The sequence below is a fragment of the Gelidibacter sediminis genome, from assembly GCF_004364975.1.
Taxonomy (GTDB): Bacteria; Bacteroidota; Bacteroidia; order Flavobacteriales; family Flavobacteriaceae; genus Gelidibacter; species Gelidibacter sediminis.
Genome location: NZ_SOBW01000008.1, coordinates 843,126 through 858,569, shown reverse-complemented (window position 1 = coordinate 858,569; position 15,444 = coordinate 843,126). Strand labels below are relative to the sequence as shown.

Annotated in this window: 14 protein-coding genes; 11 read left to right on the top strand and 3 right to left on the bottom strand. The window is 38.2% G+C overall.

Annotation, left to right across the window (positions count from 1 at the left end):
* Positions 1 to 38: 38 nt before the first annotated feature.
* The 6 genes from BXY82_RS10495 to BXY82_RS10470 all read left to right on the top strand — a co-directional run bounded on the left by BXY82_RS10495 (position 39) and on the right by BXY82_RS10470 (position 5,848).
* Positions 39 to 1,352, top strand: coding sequence for a Na+/H+ antiporter NhaC family protein (locus tag BXY82_RS10495; protein ID WP_133758643.1), 1,314 nt, complete (start codon positions 39 to 41; stop codon positions 1,350 to 1,352).
* A gap of 146 nt (positions 1,353 to 1,498) precedes the next feature.
* Positions 1,499 to 2,077, top strand: coding sequence for a TetR/AcrR family transcriptional regulator (locus BXY82_RS10490; protein WP_133758148.1), 579 nt, complete (start codon positions 1,499 to 1,501; stop codon positions 2,075 to 2,077).
* A gap of 130 nt (positions 2,078 to 2,207) precedes the next feature.
* A complete protein-coding gene (locus BXY82_RS10485; protein WP_133758147.1) occupies positions 2,208 to 2,843 on the top strand; it encodes an NAD(P)H-dependent oxidoreductase in 636 nt (211 codons plus the stop codon).
* A gap of 12 nt (positions 2,844 to 2,855) precedes the next feature.
* Complete coding sequence (locus BXY82_RS10480; protein WP_133758146.1) at positions 2,856 to 3,854, top strand: NADP-dependent oxidoreductase; 999 nt, start codon at positions 2,856 to 2,858, stop codon at positions 3,852 to 3,854.
* A 23-nt stretch (positions 3,855 to 3,877) separates the two neighbouring features.
* Positions 3,878 to 5,038, top strand: coding sequence for an iron-containing alcohol dehydrogenase (locus tag BXY82_RS10475; protein WP_133758145.1), 1,161 nt, complete (start codon positions 3,878 to 3,880; stop codon positions 5,036 to 5,038).
* Positions 5,039 to 5,041: 3 nt separating this feature from the next.
* Positions 5,042 to 5,848 carry a type 1 glutamine amidotransferase domain-containing protein gene (locus tag BXY82_RS10470; RefSeq protein WP_208293693.1) on the top strand — a complete coding sequence of 269 codons (807 nt, stop codon included), beginning with the start codon at positions 5,042 to 5,044 and terminating at the stop codon, positions 5,846 to 5,848.
* A gap of 155 nt (positions 5,849 to 6,003) precedes the next feature.
* Here BXY82_RS10470 and BXY82_RS10465 read toward each other — a convergent pair whose 3' ends face one another.
* The 3 genes from BXY82_RS10465 to BXY82_RS10455 form a co-directional block, all read right to left on the bottom strand.
* The gene (locus BXY82_RS10465) at positions 6,004 to 6,519 is read right to left on the bottom strand and encodes a hypothetical protein (protein ID WP_133758144.1); all 516 of its coding nucleotides are present in this window, start codon (positions 6,517 to 6,519) and stop codon (positions 6,004 to 6,006) included.
* Positions 6,520 to 6,727: 208 nt separating this feature from the next.
* Entirely contained in the window at positions 6,728 to 8,440 is a 1,713-nt protein-coding gene (locus BXY82_RS10460; protein ID WP_166643292.1) for a transcriptional regulator, read from the bottom strand.
* 276 nt (positions 8,441 to 8,716) lie between these two features.
* Positions 8,717 to 9,907: a CynX/NimT family MFS transporter gene (locus tag BXY82_RS10455; RefSeq protein WP_133758142.1), complete on the bottom strand. Its 1,191-nt coding sequence runs from the start codon at positions 9,905 to 9,907 to the stop codon at positions 8,717 to 8,719.
* Positions 9,908 to 10,393: 486 nt separating this feature from the next.
* Between BXY82_RS10455 and BXY82_RS10450 the strand changes: the two genes are divergently transcribed.
* From BXY82_RS10450 to BXY82_RS10430, 5 genes are all read left to right on the top strand, one after another.
* Entirely contained in the window at positions 10,394 to 10,951 is a 558-nt protein-coding gene (locus BXY82_RS10450) for a Crp/Fnr family transcriptional regulator (RefSeq protein WP_133758141.1), read from the top strand.
* A 148-nt stretch (positions 10,952 to 11,099) separates the two neighbouring features.
* Entirely contained in the window at positions 11,100 to 12,473 is a 1,374-nt protein-coding gene (locus tag BXY82_RS10445; RefSeq protein ID WP_133758140.1) for a TolC family protein, read from the top strand.
* A 19-nt stretch (positions 12,474 to 12,492) separates the two neighbouring features.
* Positions 12,493 to 13,449, top strand: coding sequence for an HlyD family secretion protein (locus tag BXY82_RS10440; protein WP_133758139.1), 957 nt, complete (start codon positions 12,493 to 12,495; stop codon positions 13,447 to 13,449).
* Positions 13,450 to 13,455: 6 nt separating this feature from the next.
* Entirely contained in the window at positions 13,456 to 14,631 is a 1,176-nt protein-coding gene (locus tag BXY82_RS10435) for an ABC transporter permease (RefSeq protein ID WP_133758138.1), read from the top strand.
* Between the two features lie 122 nt (positions 14,632 to 14,753).
* Positions 14,754 to 15,443 carry a 2'-5' RNA ligase family protein gene (locus BXY82_RS10430; protein ID WP_166643291.1) on the top strand — a complete coding sequence of 230 codons (690 nt, stop codon included), beginning with the start codon at positions 14,754 to 14,756 and terminating at the stop codon, positions 15,441 to 15,443.
* The last annotated feature ends 1 nt before the right edge of the window (position 15,444 follow it).

The window sequence follows — 15,444 nt, the reverse complement described above, 5'->3', positions numbered from 1 at the left end:
CTATCCTCCTCCCGTTGCGATTCTGTAAAGACAGACTCATGACCAGTACAGTGACCCCCAGTTTTAAAGCTTTAATCCCATTTTTTGTATTTATCATCACCTTTTTAAGTGTTGGCATCATCCAAGATGATTTTTATGCCCTCCCCGCGCCTATTGCCGTCATCGCCGGAATTTTAGTGGCGTTTTTACTGTTTAGACAATCCGTAGAAGTTAAGATCAAGACACTTTTAGAAGGTTGTGGCGATCCTAAGATTCTTACCATGTGTATGATTTACCTCCTGGCGGGAGCTTTCGCCGCGGTCACCAAAGCCACCGGAAGTGTAGATACTATTGTGCATCTGGGTATGGACCTGATTAGTAGCCAGTATATTTATTTTGGGGTATTTGTGATTGCCGCATTTCTATCTGTGTCTACCGGAACGTCGGTGGGTGCTATCGTTGCCTTGGCACCTATCGTCATTGGCTTTGCGGATACGGGCGACTTCTCATTGGGCATCCTTTGTGGCGCCTTGTTGGGCGGGGCTATGTTTGGCGATAACTTATCAGTCATTTCCGATACCACTATTGCGGCCACCCAATCTTTAGGCGTCAAAATGAGCGACAAATTTAAAGCCAATATCAAAATTGCTCTTCCCGCTGCCGTGGCGACTATCGGTATTCTTATTTATCAAGGTTTGGCGTTGGAACCAACTGATTCAGATACGGTAGCTTACAGCTATTCGGCCTTAAAAATAGCGCCCTATTTGATGGTGATCATCCTATCTATCATTGGAGTCAATGTGTTTGTTACCTTGGTGTTGGGCGTCATTACCGCAGGACTATTAGGCTTGTTTTATGGCGATTTCTCGATCATTGAATTCACCCGCATCGCCTACACCGGCTTTACCAATATGACCGAAATATTTCTGCTCTCCTTATTAACGGGTGGTTTAGCAGCGCTGGTTGCCTTTAACGGTGGTATCGAATTTATATTGGTCAACATAAAAACGGTAATCAATAACAAAAAAACCGCCCAATTTGGGATTGGCGCCTTGGTGTCGAGCGTCAATCTCGCCATTGCCAATAATACCGTGGCCATTATCATTTCTGGTGCCATCGCTAAATCTATCAATGATGATTATGCCCTAGACCCTAAGCAAACGGCCTCCACTTTAGACATTTTTGCGTGTATCACCCAGGGACTGTTACCCTATGGCGCGCAAGTATTGATGATTTTAAGTTTCGCCAATGGCAAAATCAGTTATGTTGATTTGGTTGGAAATTCTTGGTATCTCCTCCTGCTGTTCGCCTCTACGACCCTATTTATCATCTTAAAGCGCGAGGCACCGGCACGCATAAGGGCCCAAAAATAACTTTAAGTATATGGTTCTAGGTTCCTTAAAACAGTGATCCTAATAGGATTCCATTAGGACCACTTAGACCTGGAACCCTAAACCTTTGTTAAAAAAAGAATGAACGTTCATTTTTATTGTATATTTGTATCAGATTTAAAGATAACATGGCACAACTTCAAAAAAGTATTGACAAACGCAACGCGCTTATAAAGGCCACCATTGAGTTGGTAAACAATAATGGCTTTCACGCAACACCTATGAGTAAGATTGCGAAAATGGCCAATGTTTCTCCGGCGACCATTTATCTATATTTTGAAAATAAGCAAGATTTAGTCAACAAAACCTATATCGACGTCAAAGCGCAGTACACCAGTTATGCCTTTGAAACTTATACTACTGATATGTCTGTAGAACACGGTTTTGAGATTATTTGGAAACGCATTGCCGATTTTAAACTCAACGAATCTGAAAACGCAATGTTTCTGGCGCAATGTGATAACACTCCAATTATAGACGAACCAAGTTTGCAGGAAGGCATCAAACATTTACAACCCCTACTCGACCTTTGGGAACGCGGTAAAAAAGAAGGATTGATCAAAAACATGTCCAACTATTTATTGTATGCCTATGCCATCAATCCGTTGTCATTTTTAATGATGGCACAAAAACGTGGCGCATTTCAGTTGGAGGCTTCACAATTAGAAGATGCCTATCAATCGGCTTGGAGCAGTATTAAGAATTGAGTATTGAGAATTAAGTATTAAGATTTGTGGTCTGGAGTATTGCAAATAGGCGTTGTGTAACAGAATTAAACTTTTAAAAGAAGCTTTTATTAGAGCTGAAATTATAAACAAATAGTACGATAACGTAGATATGGAATTATTAGATAAATTGAACTGGCGTTATGCCGCAAAAGCAATGAATGGCAAGGCTGTTCCTGAAGATAAAATTGAACACATTTTAGAAGCAGCCCGTTTGGCGCCCACCTCAAGTGGCCTACAACCCTTTGAGATCATGGTGATTAAAAATCAAGAGTTAAAGGAGAAAATCAGACCGGTAGCTTGGAATCAATCGGTCATTACAGACTGTTCTCACCTACTCGTTTTTGCGGCATGGGATACGTATACTGAGGATCGGATCAACTATATGTTCAATTTGACCAACGAGATTCGCGGATTTAAAAATGAGGGCTGGGAGAATTACCGTCAGATGTTGCTCGGATCCTATCCTCAACAAGATGCTGAAGAAAACTATCATCATGCTGCAAAGCAAGCCTACATTGCCTTTTCGCAAGCCATTATAGCGGCTGCTTTTGAAGGTGTAGATGCGACGCCTATAGAAGGTTTCGAGGCGGAGGCCGTAGACACTATTTTAGGGCTTCGTGAAAAAGGATTACGCAGCGCAGTGTTATTGCCCTTAGGCTATAGAAAAGAAGAAGAAGAAGATTGGTTGGTAAATTTGGTTAAGGTGCGAAAACCTATGGCTGATTTAGTAACAATTATAAACTAAAAACAACATATCATGACCAAGACTATATTATTAAAAAACAGACCAAAAGGAACCCCTACTTTAGCAGATTTCGAATTTGTTACTGACAATACCGAGTCGTCCATTGCCAATGGGGAACTCCTTTTAGAGACCGTATATGTTTCCGTAGACCCTTATTTAAGAGGTCGCATGAGCGACGCAAAATCTTATGTACCACCTTTTGAACTCAACAAACCAATTCATTCTGGTGTTATAGCTAAGGTAACTGCTTCCAAAAACGAGCGATTCAAAGCAGGTGATTATGTTTCTGGTATGCTCGATTGGAAAACCCAACAAATAAGCAGTGGTGAAGGTCTTTTAAAAGTCGATCCATCTAAAGCACCTTTAAGTGCGTATTTAGGAATTTTAGGCATGACCGGCTTGACCGCCTATTTAGGCTTAACCCAAATAGGACAACCAAAAGCTGGAGAAACTCTAGTGGTATCTGGAGCTGCTGGAGCTATTGGCTCGGTAGTAGGTCAAATTGGCAAACTCCTCGGATTACGAGTGGTAGGCATTGCAGGTACCGATGAAAAAATTGAGATGCTCAAATCGAAATTCGGTTTTGATGCAGGAATCAATTATAACACGACCAAAGATATGCCGGCTGCCATTGCTGAAGCAGCGCCGAACGGTGTTGATATCTACTTTGACAATGTTGGCGGCCCCATTTCTGATGCAGTATTTTTTAGCATCAACAAATTTGCAAGAATGGTCATTTGTGGTGCCATCTCTGTATATAATAATACCCAACTTCCTAAAGGCTTGAGTGTACAGCCATTTTTGGTAAAGAATAGTGCACTGATGCAAGGTTTTATTGTGTCTAATTACGCTGAGAAATTTCCAGAAGCCATGACACAATTATCACAATGGTTAGCTGAAGATAAATTGACCTACACTGAGACAGTCGTGGAAGGATTTGACAATATCCCAACTGCTTTTATCGACTTATTTGAAGGTAAAAACACTGGGAAAATGATTGTTAAACTATAATTAACTAAAAAAAACATTAAATAATGAACAATTTTGAATTTAAAAACCCGACCAAAATCATTTTTGGAAAGGACACGATAGCAAAACTAGAAAATGAAATTCCTAAAAATGCCAAAGTACTATTACTCTATGGTGGTGGAAGTATTAAGAAAAACGGCATTTATGATCAAGTTACATCTGCATTAAAAAACTTTGTGGTCATTGAGTTTGGCGGCATTCCTGCCAATCCGGAATACGCCGTGTTGATGGAGGCCTTAAAGGTTATCAAGTATGAAAACATCACCTATTTACTCGCCGTTGGTGGTGGATCAGTGATTGATGGCACCAAATTTTTATCGGCTGCTGCCCTATTTGAAGGCGATACCCCTTGGGATATTTTAACCCAAAACATTAAAACCGAAAAAGGAATGCCGTTTGGAACGGTGTTGACTTTACCTGCAACAGGTTCTGAAATGAATTCAGGCGCAGTAATTACCAGGGCAGAAACTAAAGAAAAACTCGCTATGGGCGGGCCTGGATTATTTCCGGAATTTTCCATTTTAGATCCGCAAGTGATCAGTTCCATTCCTGAACGTCAATTGGCCAACGGATTGACCGATGCGTTTACCCACGTGCTAGAACAGTATATGACCTATCCTAACGGTGCACTTTTACAAGATCGTTTTGCAGAAAGCGTTTTACAGACCATTATTGAAGTGGCTCCAAAAGTAATAAAGGATCCAACGGACTATAAAGCGGCTGCCGACTTTATGTGGAGCTGTACCATGGCCTTAAACGGATTGTTACAAAAAGGAGTTCCTACAGATTGGGCTGTTCACGCTATGGGCCATGAATTAACCGCACTATTCGGAATTGACCATGCCCGAACTTTAGCAGTCATTGCTCCAAGCCATTACAAGTATAATTTTGAAGCTAAGAAAGAAAAATTGGCACAATATGGTGAACGTGTTTGGAATATCACTGAAGGAAGTACCGATGATAAAGCTTATGCAGCTATTGAACGTACAGTGGCATTTTTCCACGAATTGGGAATAGACACAAAACTATCTGATTACACTAAAGATTACGAAGGTACGGCGGAAACGATCTCAAAACGTTTTACAGAACGCGGCTGGTTAGGATTAGGAGAACATCAAAATCTTTCTCCGGATAAAGTTGAGAAGATTGTAAAAATGGCCTATTAAGTTATGAAACTAATACCATCACTCGCAGTAATTTTAACCCTCATTACCACATCTAGTTGTAAAGAGGATCACACTAAATCAGCTTCTGAAATCGTTTCAGAAGATCAGAATAACATTAAAAATAAAAAAGACATGAACATTTTATTTGTATTAACATCTCACGATAAATTAGGAGATACAGGAAAAAAAACGGGGTTTTGGGTTGAAGAATTTGCAAACCCATATTACACTTTATTAGACAAAGGTGCCAACATTACTATTGCAACGCCAAAAGGTGGTGCTGCACCAATTGACCCAAGTAGTGATGCTCCAGATGCGGCTACAGAAGCGACGAAGCGTTTTGATAATGATGCCGAAGCGCAAAAATTAATTGCAAACACCAAAGTATTGGCAGATATGAATCCGGATGATTTTGATGCCGTGTTTTATCCAGGTGGTCACGGTCCTTTATGGGATTTGGCAAATGATAAAACATCTGTTGCTTTAATTGAAAAATTCAACAGTCAGAAGAAACCTATTGCTTTTGTATGTCATGCACCTGCGGCTTTAAAAGACGTTAAAGATGCTGAAGGCAATCCATTAGTCAAAGGCAAAAAGGTGACTGGATTTACAAATACTGAAGAAGCGGCTGTACAATTAACTGATGTTGTTCCTTTTTTAGTGGAAGATATGCTTAGTAAAAATGGCGGGATCTATTCTAAAAAAGAAGATTGGGCAGCTTATGCCATTCAAGATGGGAATTTGATTACTGGTCAAAACCCAGCGTCTTCTGAGTTGGTAGCAGAAAAGTTACTAGAAAGTTTGAAATAGCATGCTCACTTTTTGAACATCAAAAAAGGCTGTCTTTTAAATAGGACAGCCTTTTTTAATTTCTATAGTCTTATTGCTGAGTAACACTGAGCAACGTATCGTGTACGCCATACATATGCCCTAATTCACGAGCATCATAACAAAATCCAAAATATTTAAAGTGTAATTTGAACTTTTTTAGAGGTTTTCCCTTTTTTTAATATGACCTCATACACAAAGATTGGCGTTTCATTTAAAGCGTAATCAATGGTGTAATGGATTTTATGAAACTCCCAACCTGGATATTCTTTTGCCAATTCGCTGCTGATCTGGTAGGGCATTCTCACATTGTTGTAAAACTCTTCACATTTAATGATGGTCCCATCATGGTCATAAATGGCTTTGATATAATTTTCAGCTGATTTGATAACTACCGAATACGTTTGTGATGTTTTTGCATTGTAAATAGACTTTGCACTAATGTCATAGTTGGCTGCTATGGACTGTAATTTAATAACGCGCACAGCTTCAGGTTGCAACGTCATTTTCGATAAATACTGACCGTTTTTAACAACGGGTTTGTTAGAGGTTACGCTATGGCTATACTCTGGTGTAACCATTGCAAAATCATTTTGTGCGGGCATGAGGCTGGTCATTCCTAAAAATACTAAACCGAGGATACTTGTTTTCATGAGTGTAAGGTGTTTTAAAATTATACAAAGGTGTGACGCTAAGAACACTTAGGAAATTTGAGGGAGTAACTCTGATTTTAGGACAGCACTAAATTAAAAAAGATGGACTGTAAATTTTTAGAATGAGTATAGACAGCTGATATACAAGCCATAGACATTTAATAGACAACCAGTGATTTAGGCTCCAAAATGGCTGTTTTATAAGAATTTACAAATTTTGAATAAAAGTGTCAAGATCGACATCTTCAGAAAGATCGAGTTTTTTTCTGAGCCGATAACGGCTTGTATTGAGTGAAGCCATAGTAATATTTTGAAGCGTAGCAATACTTCTACTTTCAATCTTTAAGCGAATTAAAGAAGATAATCTGATTTCATTTTTGCTTAAATTAGGATACAGCGAGGTAAGTTTACTATAAAATGCATCACTTAATTTGTCTAAGCGCTCAAAGAATTCCCGTGTATCACTATCAAAACTTATTTTATTATTAATATCCTGATCTAAGGCTTCCAACAGCACATCGCGATCTTCAGGTGGGGCTAATTTAATCGCTTCTAAATGTTCTGCAAGATGTTTGGTCCACTCTTGGTTCTGGGTTAAGCTAATTGCAAAATCTGATAAATCGCGTTCTTTAGACTTAATTTCAGAATGAAGCTGCTTCACCTTTAAGGCTGAATTTTCCAATTGCTGTTCGGCCAGCAATTGTTTGGTCTTGGCATTGACCAAATGTTGGCGTCTGCTTAAAAACAGAATCAGTAAGAGTAAAATAAACACGGAGGAGACCAATCCTATTAACTTTAATTTTGCACTCTGGCTTTTAATTTTATTCTCCTTTTCCATTTGATCAATTTTAAAATTGAGCGCAATTCTATCAATAGTGGCGTCATTAAACTCCTCTTGCCAACGTTTATCGGTTATGGCGGCAACTTTATGAATACTATCAGAATACGCATAAATATGTTTTGCAGTGGTGTATGCAGCGTCAATTTTATGTTGTTGCTGTAAAAGGTATTGTTTTGCTTTTAAAAATTCTAAATAGGATTCAGGTTGGATAGAATTGGAATTTTCCTGATTTTTTACAATGGTTTCTAAATCTTCATAAATTTGCTGTGCGGCCCCTAGCCTATTTAATTGAATATTACTTGTCAGCAATTGGGCGCCAGCACTAATTAGGCGGGGTATATCCTTTTTTAAGGTTCTCTCATTAATTGCTGTTTTATAAAAATCGAAATTGAGAGCATATAGCGGTTGCGCTTTTTCATGAAGATTTTGTTCAACATAAACATCTGCAATATTATCGCGTATACTCCCTATTAATGTGTGCGTAGGGAATTTTAATGCTGTGATTTGATAAGCTTTCTGAAAATAATGAAGGGCTGAATCCAATTCTTTTTTATGCCAATACAGGAGCAATCCATAATTGTTAATAGCCGAAGGATAATAGAAATTATCAAGGTTGCGGGTAAAGTCCATATTCAGTTGGTGCTGCTGTTCAGCGCTATCCATTTGTCCAAGATTGGCATAATTTTCAGCAAGAATACCATGAGCAAAAAACCGCATCACATTAAAACCATTTTTATCCTCTTCAGACAACTCATGTTCTACCAACTGATAATGAAGAAAGAAACTTTGATAGGATTTAATGGATTCCTTCGGGAAACCTATAGCTTTAAACCAATTGCCAGAATGCAGATAACTGTTTAGCACAAAAATATGATGTCCTTTAATATGGGATAGGAGATCCATCCGCTTAAAATGCATGGATAGATATTTTTCCAATTGGGTTTCATTAAAAGATGATCGCCTGAATGTTTTTATATCATCTTCAGGGAATGAAATAGCCATGGAATCACTTATATTCTTATATTGAGCGTATGCTTCATCACTCGATAAGGCTCCATTTTGCGCGTTTGATTTGGCCATAGAGATACACAACAACAAAATGGGTATAAAATAGTGTTTCAATTTAGAAGTCATATAAGAGTTACTACCTCTAAAGATAAAAATTTATGACCACTAAAACATTGATAATCAATAATTATGAAACTAAAATAAATTTTTAAATTATGATTGTGAAGCGCACTAGTAAATGCTTAAGATTATAAACGATAGATCAGAAATGAATAAATACTGATGTCAAAGGCACACGTTAGCCACTACATGCAGATGGCCAAATTTTTAAAGACAACTCATTAAATGTTAAACCTTTTTATCTTTACCTACATCAATACCCATAACCAACTTGGTTATTGCAACAGCAACTAAAAGTGCCAAAGCATAATCCCATAATTGTGTTAGGTCGTAAATGAGGCCAACAATAAACGGGCCAGTTGCTGCAATCAGATACCCAATAGATTGTACAATTCCAGAAAGTTCGGCAGCTGTTTCAGCATCTTTTGAACGCAAAACAATTAACAATAAGGCCAATCCAAAAGTGCCTCCAAGCACTAATCCAATAAGTCCAACCCAAAGCTCCACCAAAGCCATGCCTGGCAAAATTAAGCCAACCAAAGCCACTACTTCAATGATTATTAAAGACACAATAATCAAGCGTTGATCTTTTCTTGAACCGGCCCAAATAGGAATTACAATAGCACCGATAATTCCAGTGGCCTGAGACAGTGACAACATCCAACCTGCATAGGAGGCGTCAAAACCTCTATCCATAAGAATGGCAGGCAGCCAAGCCAAAATCACATAAAACGTCAAAGACTGGAGTCCCATATATAGTGCCATTTTCCACACCAATACTGAACTGCTTAACCTTTTCATGGCCACCTTAAAACTTCTGCTAGGTACGGATCGGTCAAGCCGTTTAATATTAGGAATCCATATGATTAATGCTATTATGGACAATACCGCCCACACACTTAAAGAGCCTCGCCAACCTAAATTAAATTCTACAGCCAAAGGAAAACTTAGGCCCGCCGCGACTGCAGCCCCTAGAGACATGATACCTGAATATAAACTGGTCACAAATCCTGCTTTATGAGGAAAGTTTCGTTTGATTAACGCAGGGAGCAAGACATTACCAAACGCAATGGCAATACCCAATAAAATGGTACCCAAATACAACCCAAACACACCCGCTATAGAACGGATTACAATGCCTAAAGTCAGTAAAATTAAGGCGGCTAACAAAGTGTTTCCAATGCCAAAACGTTTGGTAAAAAGAGGTGTGATGGTAGATACAATGCCAAATGCTATTAGTGGTATGGTAGTGAGCAGTCCGAGTAGCGTATCTGATAATCCAAAATCCTGACTTATCAGATCTACCAAGGGACCAATACTAGAAAGGGCTGGTCTAAGATTGATAGCCACAAATAATACGCCTATTAGCAATAGCGTTCGTGAAGCCTTGTTTAAGCCGTTAGAGTCTCGTGTGTACATATCTTCATGAATAAAGAATACCTTAATGTCCTGATGCGTTTAATTGACATGCAATACTTCCATCATCAACATAATATTTTTAAGCCAAATCGTTAAATGGCTATATTCTGCGATGTCTTAAATTTAACTGGAAAGGAAAGTTTTGAAGCTCTGTCAACAAATGACTGCAAAATTAGGCATTTGTTTTTAGATGGTGTGAGAGATTCTATTTATTGTGATACCAGTCCTTATACTGATGAGTCAATTAATCCAATGTAAAAAAAATATGTCTAAAATAAGTTTTAAAAACTGGTTTAGCACATGCTGTCCAACTTTTAAATTAAGAGATTGAATCAGATGTATTTGGGGAAGATTTCCTTGGGTTTGATGATTATTTTAGTGATCAGTTTTTAATAAAAAACAGTAATTGTTATTAGTGTCTTTTGCTGTTTTACATTTTTACCTATCTTGTCAAATGCCAATATTAATAAGGTTTAGCACTATACTATGAGCATATATGAATTTCTTGGCACTTTGGTTCCTTTTACAAATAAAGAATTGAATGACATCCAAAGTCATTTCAAAAAAGAGACTGTATCTAAAAGCCAGCTACTCGTTAATCAAGGTGATATATGCAAAACCTTATATTTTATAGAACAAGGTATGGGCCGAAGTTTTTACACTAATGAAAACGGAAAAGAAATTACCCAATGGTTTTTTGGAGTTGGAAAATTTATGACCAGCGCCGACAGTTTTTTTCAACAAACACCAAGCTTGTACAATTTGGAAGTCTTGGTAGATTCCGTGGTATTTAGCATATCAAAAAAAGACATAGACCAACTCTTTGCAAAATACCACAAGATGGAAAAATTAGGAAGATTAGTGACAACAGAAATGCTCACTAAAATTGTGAATAAGCTCAACGCCATCCAATTTCAAACCGCCAAAGAACGCTACGATTATATGTTGGCCGAATTCCCTGATATTGTCCATCAAGTACCGCTTGGCCATATTGCTTCTTATTTGGGCATGACCCAAGAAACCCTCAGCCGCATCCGTAAGTAAAGTATTCACTAATCAACATTTTGAAATCCACTTCAAACCTACAACTTACACCCTCAAACCTTACACCTACCTCCGTTTTTTTGACATAGGTCAAAGGAAATCAAGATATTGATACGTAATTTTGCCTAGTATTTAAAACCATTTACTAATGAATTTAAAAAACAGTGTCTTAAGATTATTTTTGATGGTTGTTGCAATTGCAGTCCCATCGTCACTTTCAGCACAACAATTAGATCCTGTACTTAAAGAATTGATTCAAAAAGGCATCACTAAGAATCATCAGGTCAATTCCAATCAAATTGATGCCGCACAAGCGCAAATAGATCAGCAATTAGCGAAGTCTGTTTTCTTGCCAAAAATCACTCTTAACGGGAGCTACACAAGGCTGAATGACGACATTACCTTTGATGAAAACACTCGGAATTTACTGATTGGGACTCAGAAATTGGTCATTAAGGATGCTATTGGGATTCCATTTAATACACCGTTTCCTGAAAATATTCCTTTAACAGAAGTTCCCAACCTTCAAAATAAAAACATTTTAAAATCGTCGGTGGATTTAGATTGGGTATTGTTTAGCGGATTCGAAGCGACCAACGCCCTAAAGGCAAGTCGACATAAAGAATCGTCCCTAAACTATGTAGGACTAGCCGAAAAAGACAAAGTCGCTTTACAAATTATTGAAGCTTATGACAAATTAGCCTTGGTAAAAGCCTCTAAAAAAGTCCTTTCGGCATCTGAAGACTATTTAAACGAACAGGTGTTTTATGTGAAAAAAGCGATTGAAAATGGCTTGGCGACACCTATCAGCAGGAAAAAAATTGAATTGGCACAACAGCAATTGGCAGGCAAACAATTAGAGTTTGAACACAACAACATCTTACTTATTGAACTTCTACACCAATTGACAGGCGAAACGAAAGAAAATTTAAGATTGTTAGATCCAGAATTGCAATCCTTTGCAGTTTCAGAAGTCGCTAACGTTGAAAAGCGCAACGAAATTAAGGCATTGGAAGAAGCTGAAAAAGCGACCCTATACAAAGCCAAAATGGAGAAAAGCAGTTTTATTCCGAAAATTGCGGTAAAAGGTCATTATGAATTTATTGAAGACGATTTATCGCTCCTAGATCCTAAGTGGTTTATTGGTGCAGGTGTGCGATGGACGATTTTTGATGGCAACCAATCCCGATTGAACAGCAAAAAAACGCTTTTGGAAAGTCAAAGATACCGTGACCAAATAGAAGATGCTGAAGAGATGATTGCTTTGAGTATCACAAAAGCAGAATTAACATATCAGGCGGCACTGCAAAACACCACAATTGTGCAGAAAGAAATTGAATTGGCAAATGACACTTACGAAATGATCAACAAACAGTATAAAAACAATTTAGCGTCCATTAACGATGTGCTTGATGCATTAAATGATGTTGAAAAAGCCAATTTTAAATTACAAGAATCCTATTTTAACGAACGCCGTGCTGTAGCCGATTTGTTACACGCCAAAGGCATCCTCACTTACTAACCCTACAACAACTTAAGACATGAAAACATATACACACATACTTTTAGGCGCTTTTGCCCTACTCTCTTTAAACGCTTGTAAAAACGATAAAATAACTTCCAACCGTGGAAAAGTGAAATTTGAAACCATTGCTGTTAGCAGCAAAATTGGTGGACGAATTGAAAAAATTTACGTTGAAGAAGGTCAAACGGTTAAAAAAGGTGATACACTAGCATTGATGAATACCCCTGAAGTCAATGCAAAACTTGCACAGGCTGAAGGAGCTATAACGGCTGCCAAAGGTCAATTAAATCTGGCTACTAACGGCGCTACAATTGAACAGTTGAACCAAATTGAAGGCCAATTAAACTCTGGTAGAGCGCAATTGGAGTTTGCCCAAGAGTCGTATAACAGATTGCAAAACATGTATCAGGATTCGCTGGTGAGTCAACAGCAATTTGATGAGGTACGTATGAAACTCAATATGGCTAAAGCTCAAGTAAAAGCTTTGGAAGCAAAGCGTGATGAGGTTAGAAAAGGAGCGCGTTCAGAACAAATCGCACAGGCACAAGGCCAATTGGACCGTGCCGTAGGTGCTAAGGAAGAAGTCTTGTCAGCCTCTGATGAACAATATATGATTGCCCCAGCAGATATGACTGTGGAGACCATAAGTTTAGAGGAAGGCGAATTGTTAACGCCGGGCTATACCATGTTTAATGGCTACAAAACCAACAGTCTGTATTTCAGATTTACCATTCCGGAATCTAAAATTTACGACTTCAAATTGGGTCAGGAATTGACGTTAATCAATCCTTATACAAAAGATGAGACAAGCGCTAAAATTGTCGCTATTAAACAAATGGCACAGTATGCTGACATTACCAGTACGGCGCCTTTATACAACTTGTCTGAGTCTATCTATGAATTGAAAGTGGTGCCAACATCAGATGTATCCAAACAACAGTTTTATACTAACGCAACCATTCTTATCAAATAGTAACCCATGAAAGATTTCAAAAGCTTACTTAAGGTAGAATTCAAGCGTATTTTTTCAAATAGCGTATTGATGGCTATCTTTTTCGGAGCCCCAATTGGGTACGGAATTTTGTTCGGCTTTGTATACCAACAGGCCAAGGTTAAAGATTTACCGATTGTTATTGTAGATCAAGACCGCAGTCCGGTAACCGATCAAATTATTGATGCGTTTATAGCAAATGAAGGTTTGTTTGTAAAAGATGTGCGCCCAACTTCTGGGAATATTGTTGCCGAAATGCCTACCGAGCAATATGCGGCAGTGATTACCTTTCCTACCGATTTTGAAAAGAACGTGCTACAAAAGAAGCACCCTGAAATTCGTGTAGATTTGAACATGGCCAATATCGTGAACGCCAACACGGCAAGTAATCACATTAACACGGTGTTGATGACGATGAATGCAGGGATTGAAATTGAAGGGCTTAAAAAACAAGGCATGCATCCAGACCAGGCCAAAGCATCCTTCGAAAGTTTTAAAATCAACTTTAATAAACTCTATAATTCTACCGGAAACTATGTGACGTTTATGTTGCCAGGGATTATGGCTGCTATTATGCAACAAATTATATTTTTAGCAATGGCTTTGGCGTTTTCAAGAGATTTTGAAGATGGGTATTTTGCGAATTTGGTAAAAAATCACAAGTCGTCGTTATACCTTATTTTACTAAAAGCGACACCATTTTTAATCATGTTGCCTTTTATTTGGGGAATTGTTAGCTCATTTTTCCCATTTTTTAAGATTACGGCAGATATTTTCAATTTCCCAATGTTGGTCCTAACCATCTTGTTGACCTTGGCGTCTATGGCTATTGGAATGTTATTTTCTATCGCCATCCCTAGTCAGTTAAAAGCAACCGAATTATTGATGGTCATCTCTACGCCTGCATTTATTTTGAGCGGATTTACCTGGCCGACGGCTGCAATTCCTGAGGTTATTGCAAGTGTGGCGCAGTTTATTCCGGTGACGCAATTTTTGAGTGCATTTCGTAAAATAGCTTTTTATGGTGGCGATTTTGCCTCCGTATCCTCAGAAATCATAATGTTATTGCTCATTTTTGGAGTGGCGTTTATAGCGATGGTGTTTTTATTGCAATTAAAAATTAATAAAACGGCGAAAAAGGAAACTGTGGTTTTGGATGCTTAATCAATAACAATTAAAATGTTCCTGGTTGAAAAGCTAACAACGAAGTGTGCGTTATTAAAGCCTTAAAAAAGGGAATGTGTCACATTTTGGTTATTTTTGACCGCATTAATTTACGTGTTAATATGAAGTTGAAGTACCTGATCATTTCCTTTTTAATCCTGACCCTTACCTATTCCTGTGGACAAAAGCAAGAAAACGTCATCGCTATCGATGTACTTCTCACGCTTCCCCAAGACGTATATAATCAAGCGGTTGCTTTGAACAAATCGGTGTTAGAAAACAATCCAAACAATTTTACTTTAGACGCTCAACATATTCCCCACATCACCCTAATACAGGCCTATGTCAATGAAAGCGATGTGCCTGAAATAGAAAAAGTACTCGAGGGGCTTTATGAAACCATAGAAAATGAGACCCTTTTGGTGGACAAACTCCAATATAATAAGGGCCAAGAAGCAAGTTTCGCTTCAATGGGGATCGAAAAAAGTGAACCGCTCATGCGACTACATGAAAAGGTGATTAAAATTTTAGAACCGTTCAGTTTGAGCAATGGTTCCCAAGCATCGTATGTGCAAAATGAGGATGGAACGCCTATTGACGATTTTACATTTGCCTACGTACCGAAGTTTGTGAGTGATCACAGCTATGAAAACTATAATCCGCACATCAGTTTAGGCGTAGCAGATACGTCCGTTTTAGATAGTTTAGAGACTCATAAATTTCGTCCAACAAAATTTATGGCCCCTACTTTAGCGCTGTATCAATTGGGGAACTATGGAACGGCCAGAAAATTACTTTGGGAATCGAAATAAA

Coding starts and splice junctions, on each gene's coding strand:
- BXY82_RS10495 (WP_133758643.1), top strand. CDS start 39: ATGACCAGTACAGTGACCCCCAGTTTTAAAGCTTTAATCCCATTTTTT.
- BXY82_RS10490 (WP_133758148.1), top strand. CDS start 1,499: ATGGCACAACTTCAAAAAAGTATTGACAAACGCAACGCGCTTATAAAG.
- BXY82_RS10485 (WP_133758147.1), top strand. CDS start 2,208: ATGGAATTATTAGATAAATTGAACTGGCGTTATGCCGCAAAAGCAATG.
- BXY82_RS10480 (WP_133758146.1), top strand. CDS start 2,856: ATGACCAAGACTATATTATTAAAAAACAGACCAAAAGGAACCCCTACT.
- BXY82_RS10475 (WP_133758145.1), top strand. CDS start 3,878: ATGAACAATTTTGAATTTAAAAACCCGACCAAAATCATTTTTGGAAAG.
- BXY82_RS10470 (WP_208293693.1), top strand. CDS start 5,042: ATGAAACTAATACCATCACTCGCAGTAATTTTAACCCTCATTACCACA.
- BXY82_RS10465 (WP_133758144.1), bottom strand. CDS start 6,519: ATGAAAACAAGTATCCTCGGTTTAGTATTTTTAGGAATGACCAGCCTC.
- BXY82_RS10460 (WP_166643292.1), bottom strand. CDS start 8,440: ATGGCCAAATCAAACGCGCAAAATGGAGCCTTATCGAGTGATGAAGCA.
- BXY82_RS10455 (WP_133758142.1), bottom strand. CDS start 9,907: ATGTACACACGAGACTCTAACGGCTTAAACAAGGCTTCACGAACGCTA.
- BXY82_RS10450 (WP_133758141.1), top strand. CDS start 10,394: ATGAGCATATATGAATTTCTTGGCACTTTGGTTCCTTTTACAAATAAA.
- BXY82_RS10445 (WP_133758140.1), top strand. CDS start 11,100: ATGAATTTAAAAAACAGTGTCTTAAGATTATTTTTGATGGTTGTTGCA.
- BXY82_RS10440 (WP_133758139.1), top strand. CDS start 12,493: ATGAAAACATATACACACATACTTTTAGGCGCTTTTGCCCTACTCTCT.
- BXY82_RS10435 (WP_133758138.1), top strand. CDS start 13,456: ATGAAAGATTTCAAAAGCTTACTTAAGGTAGAATTCAAGCGTATTTTT.
- BXY82_RS10430 (WP_166643291.1), top strand. CDS start 14,754: ATGAAGTTGAAGTACCTGATCATTTCCTTTTTAATCCTGACCCTTACC.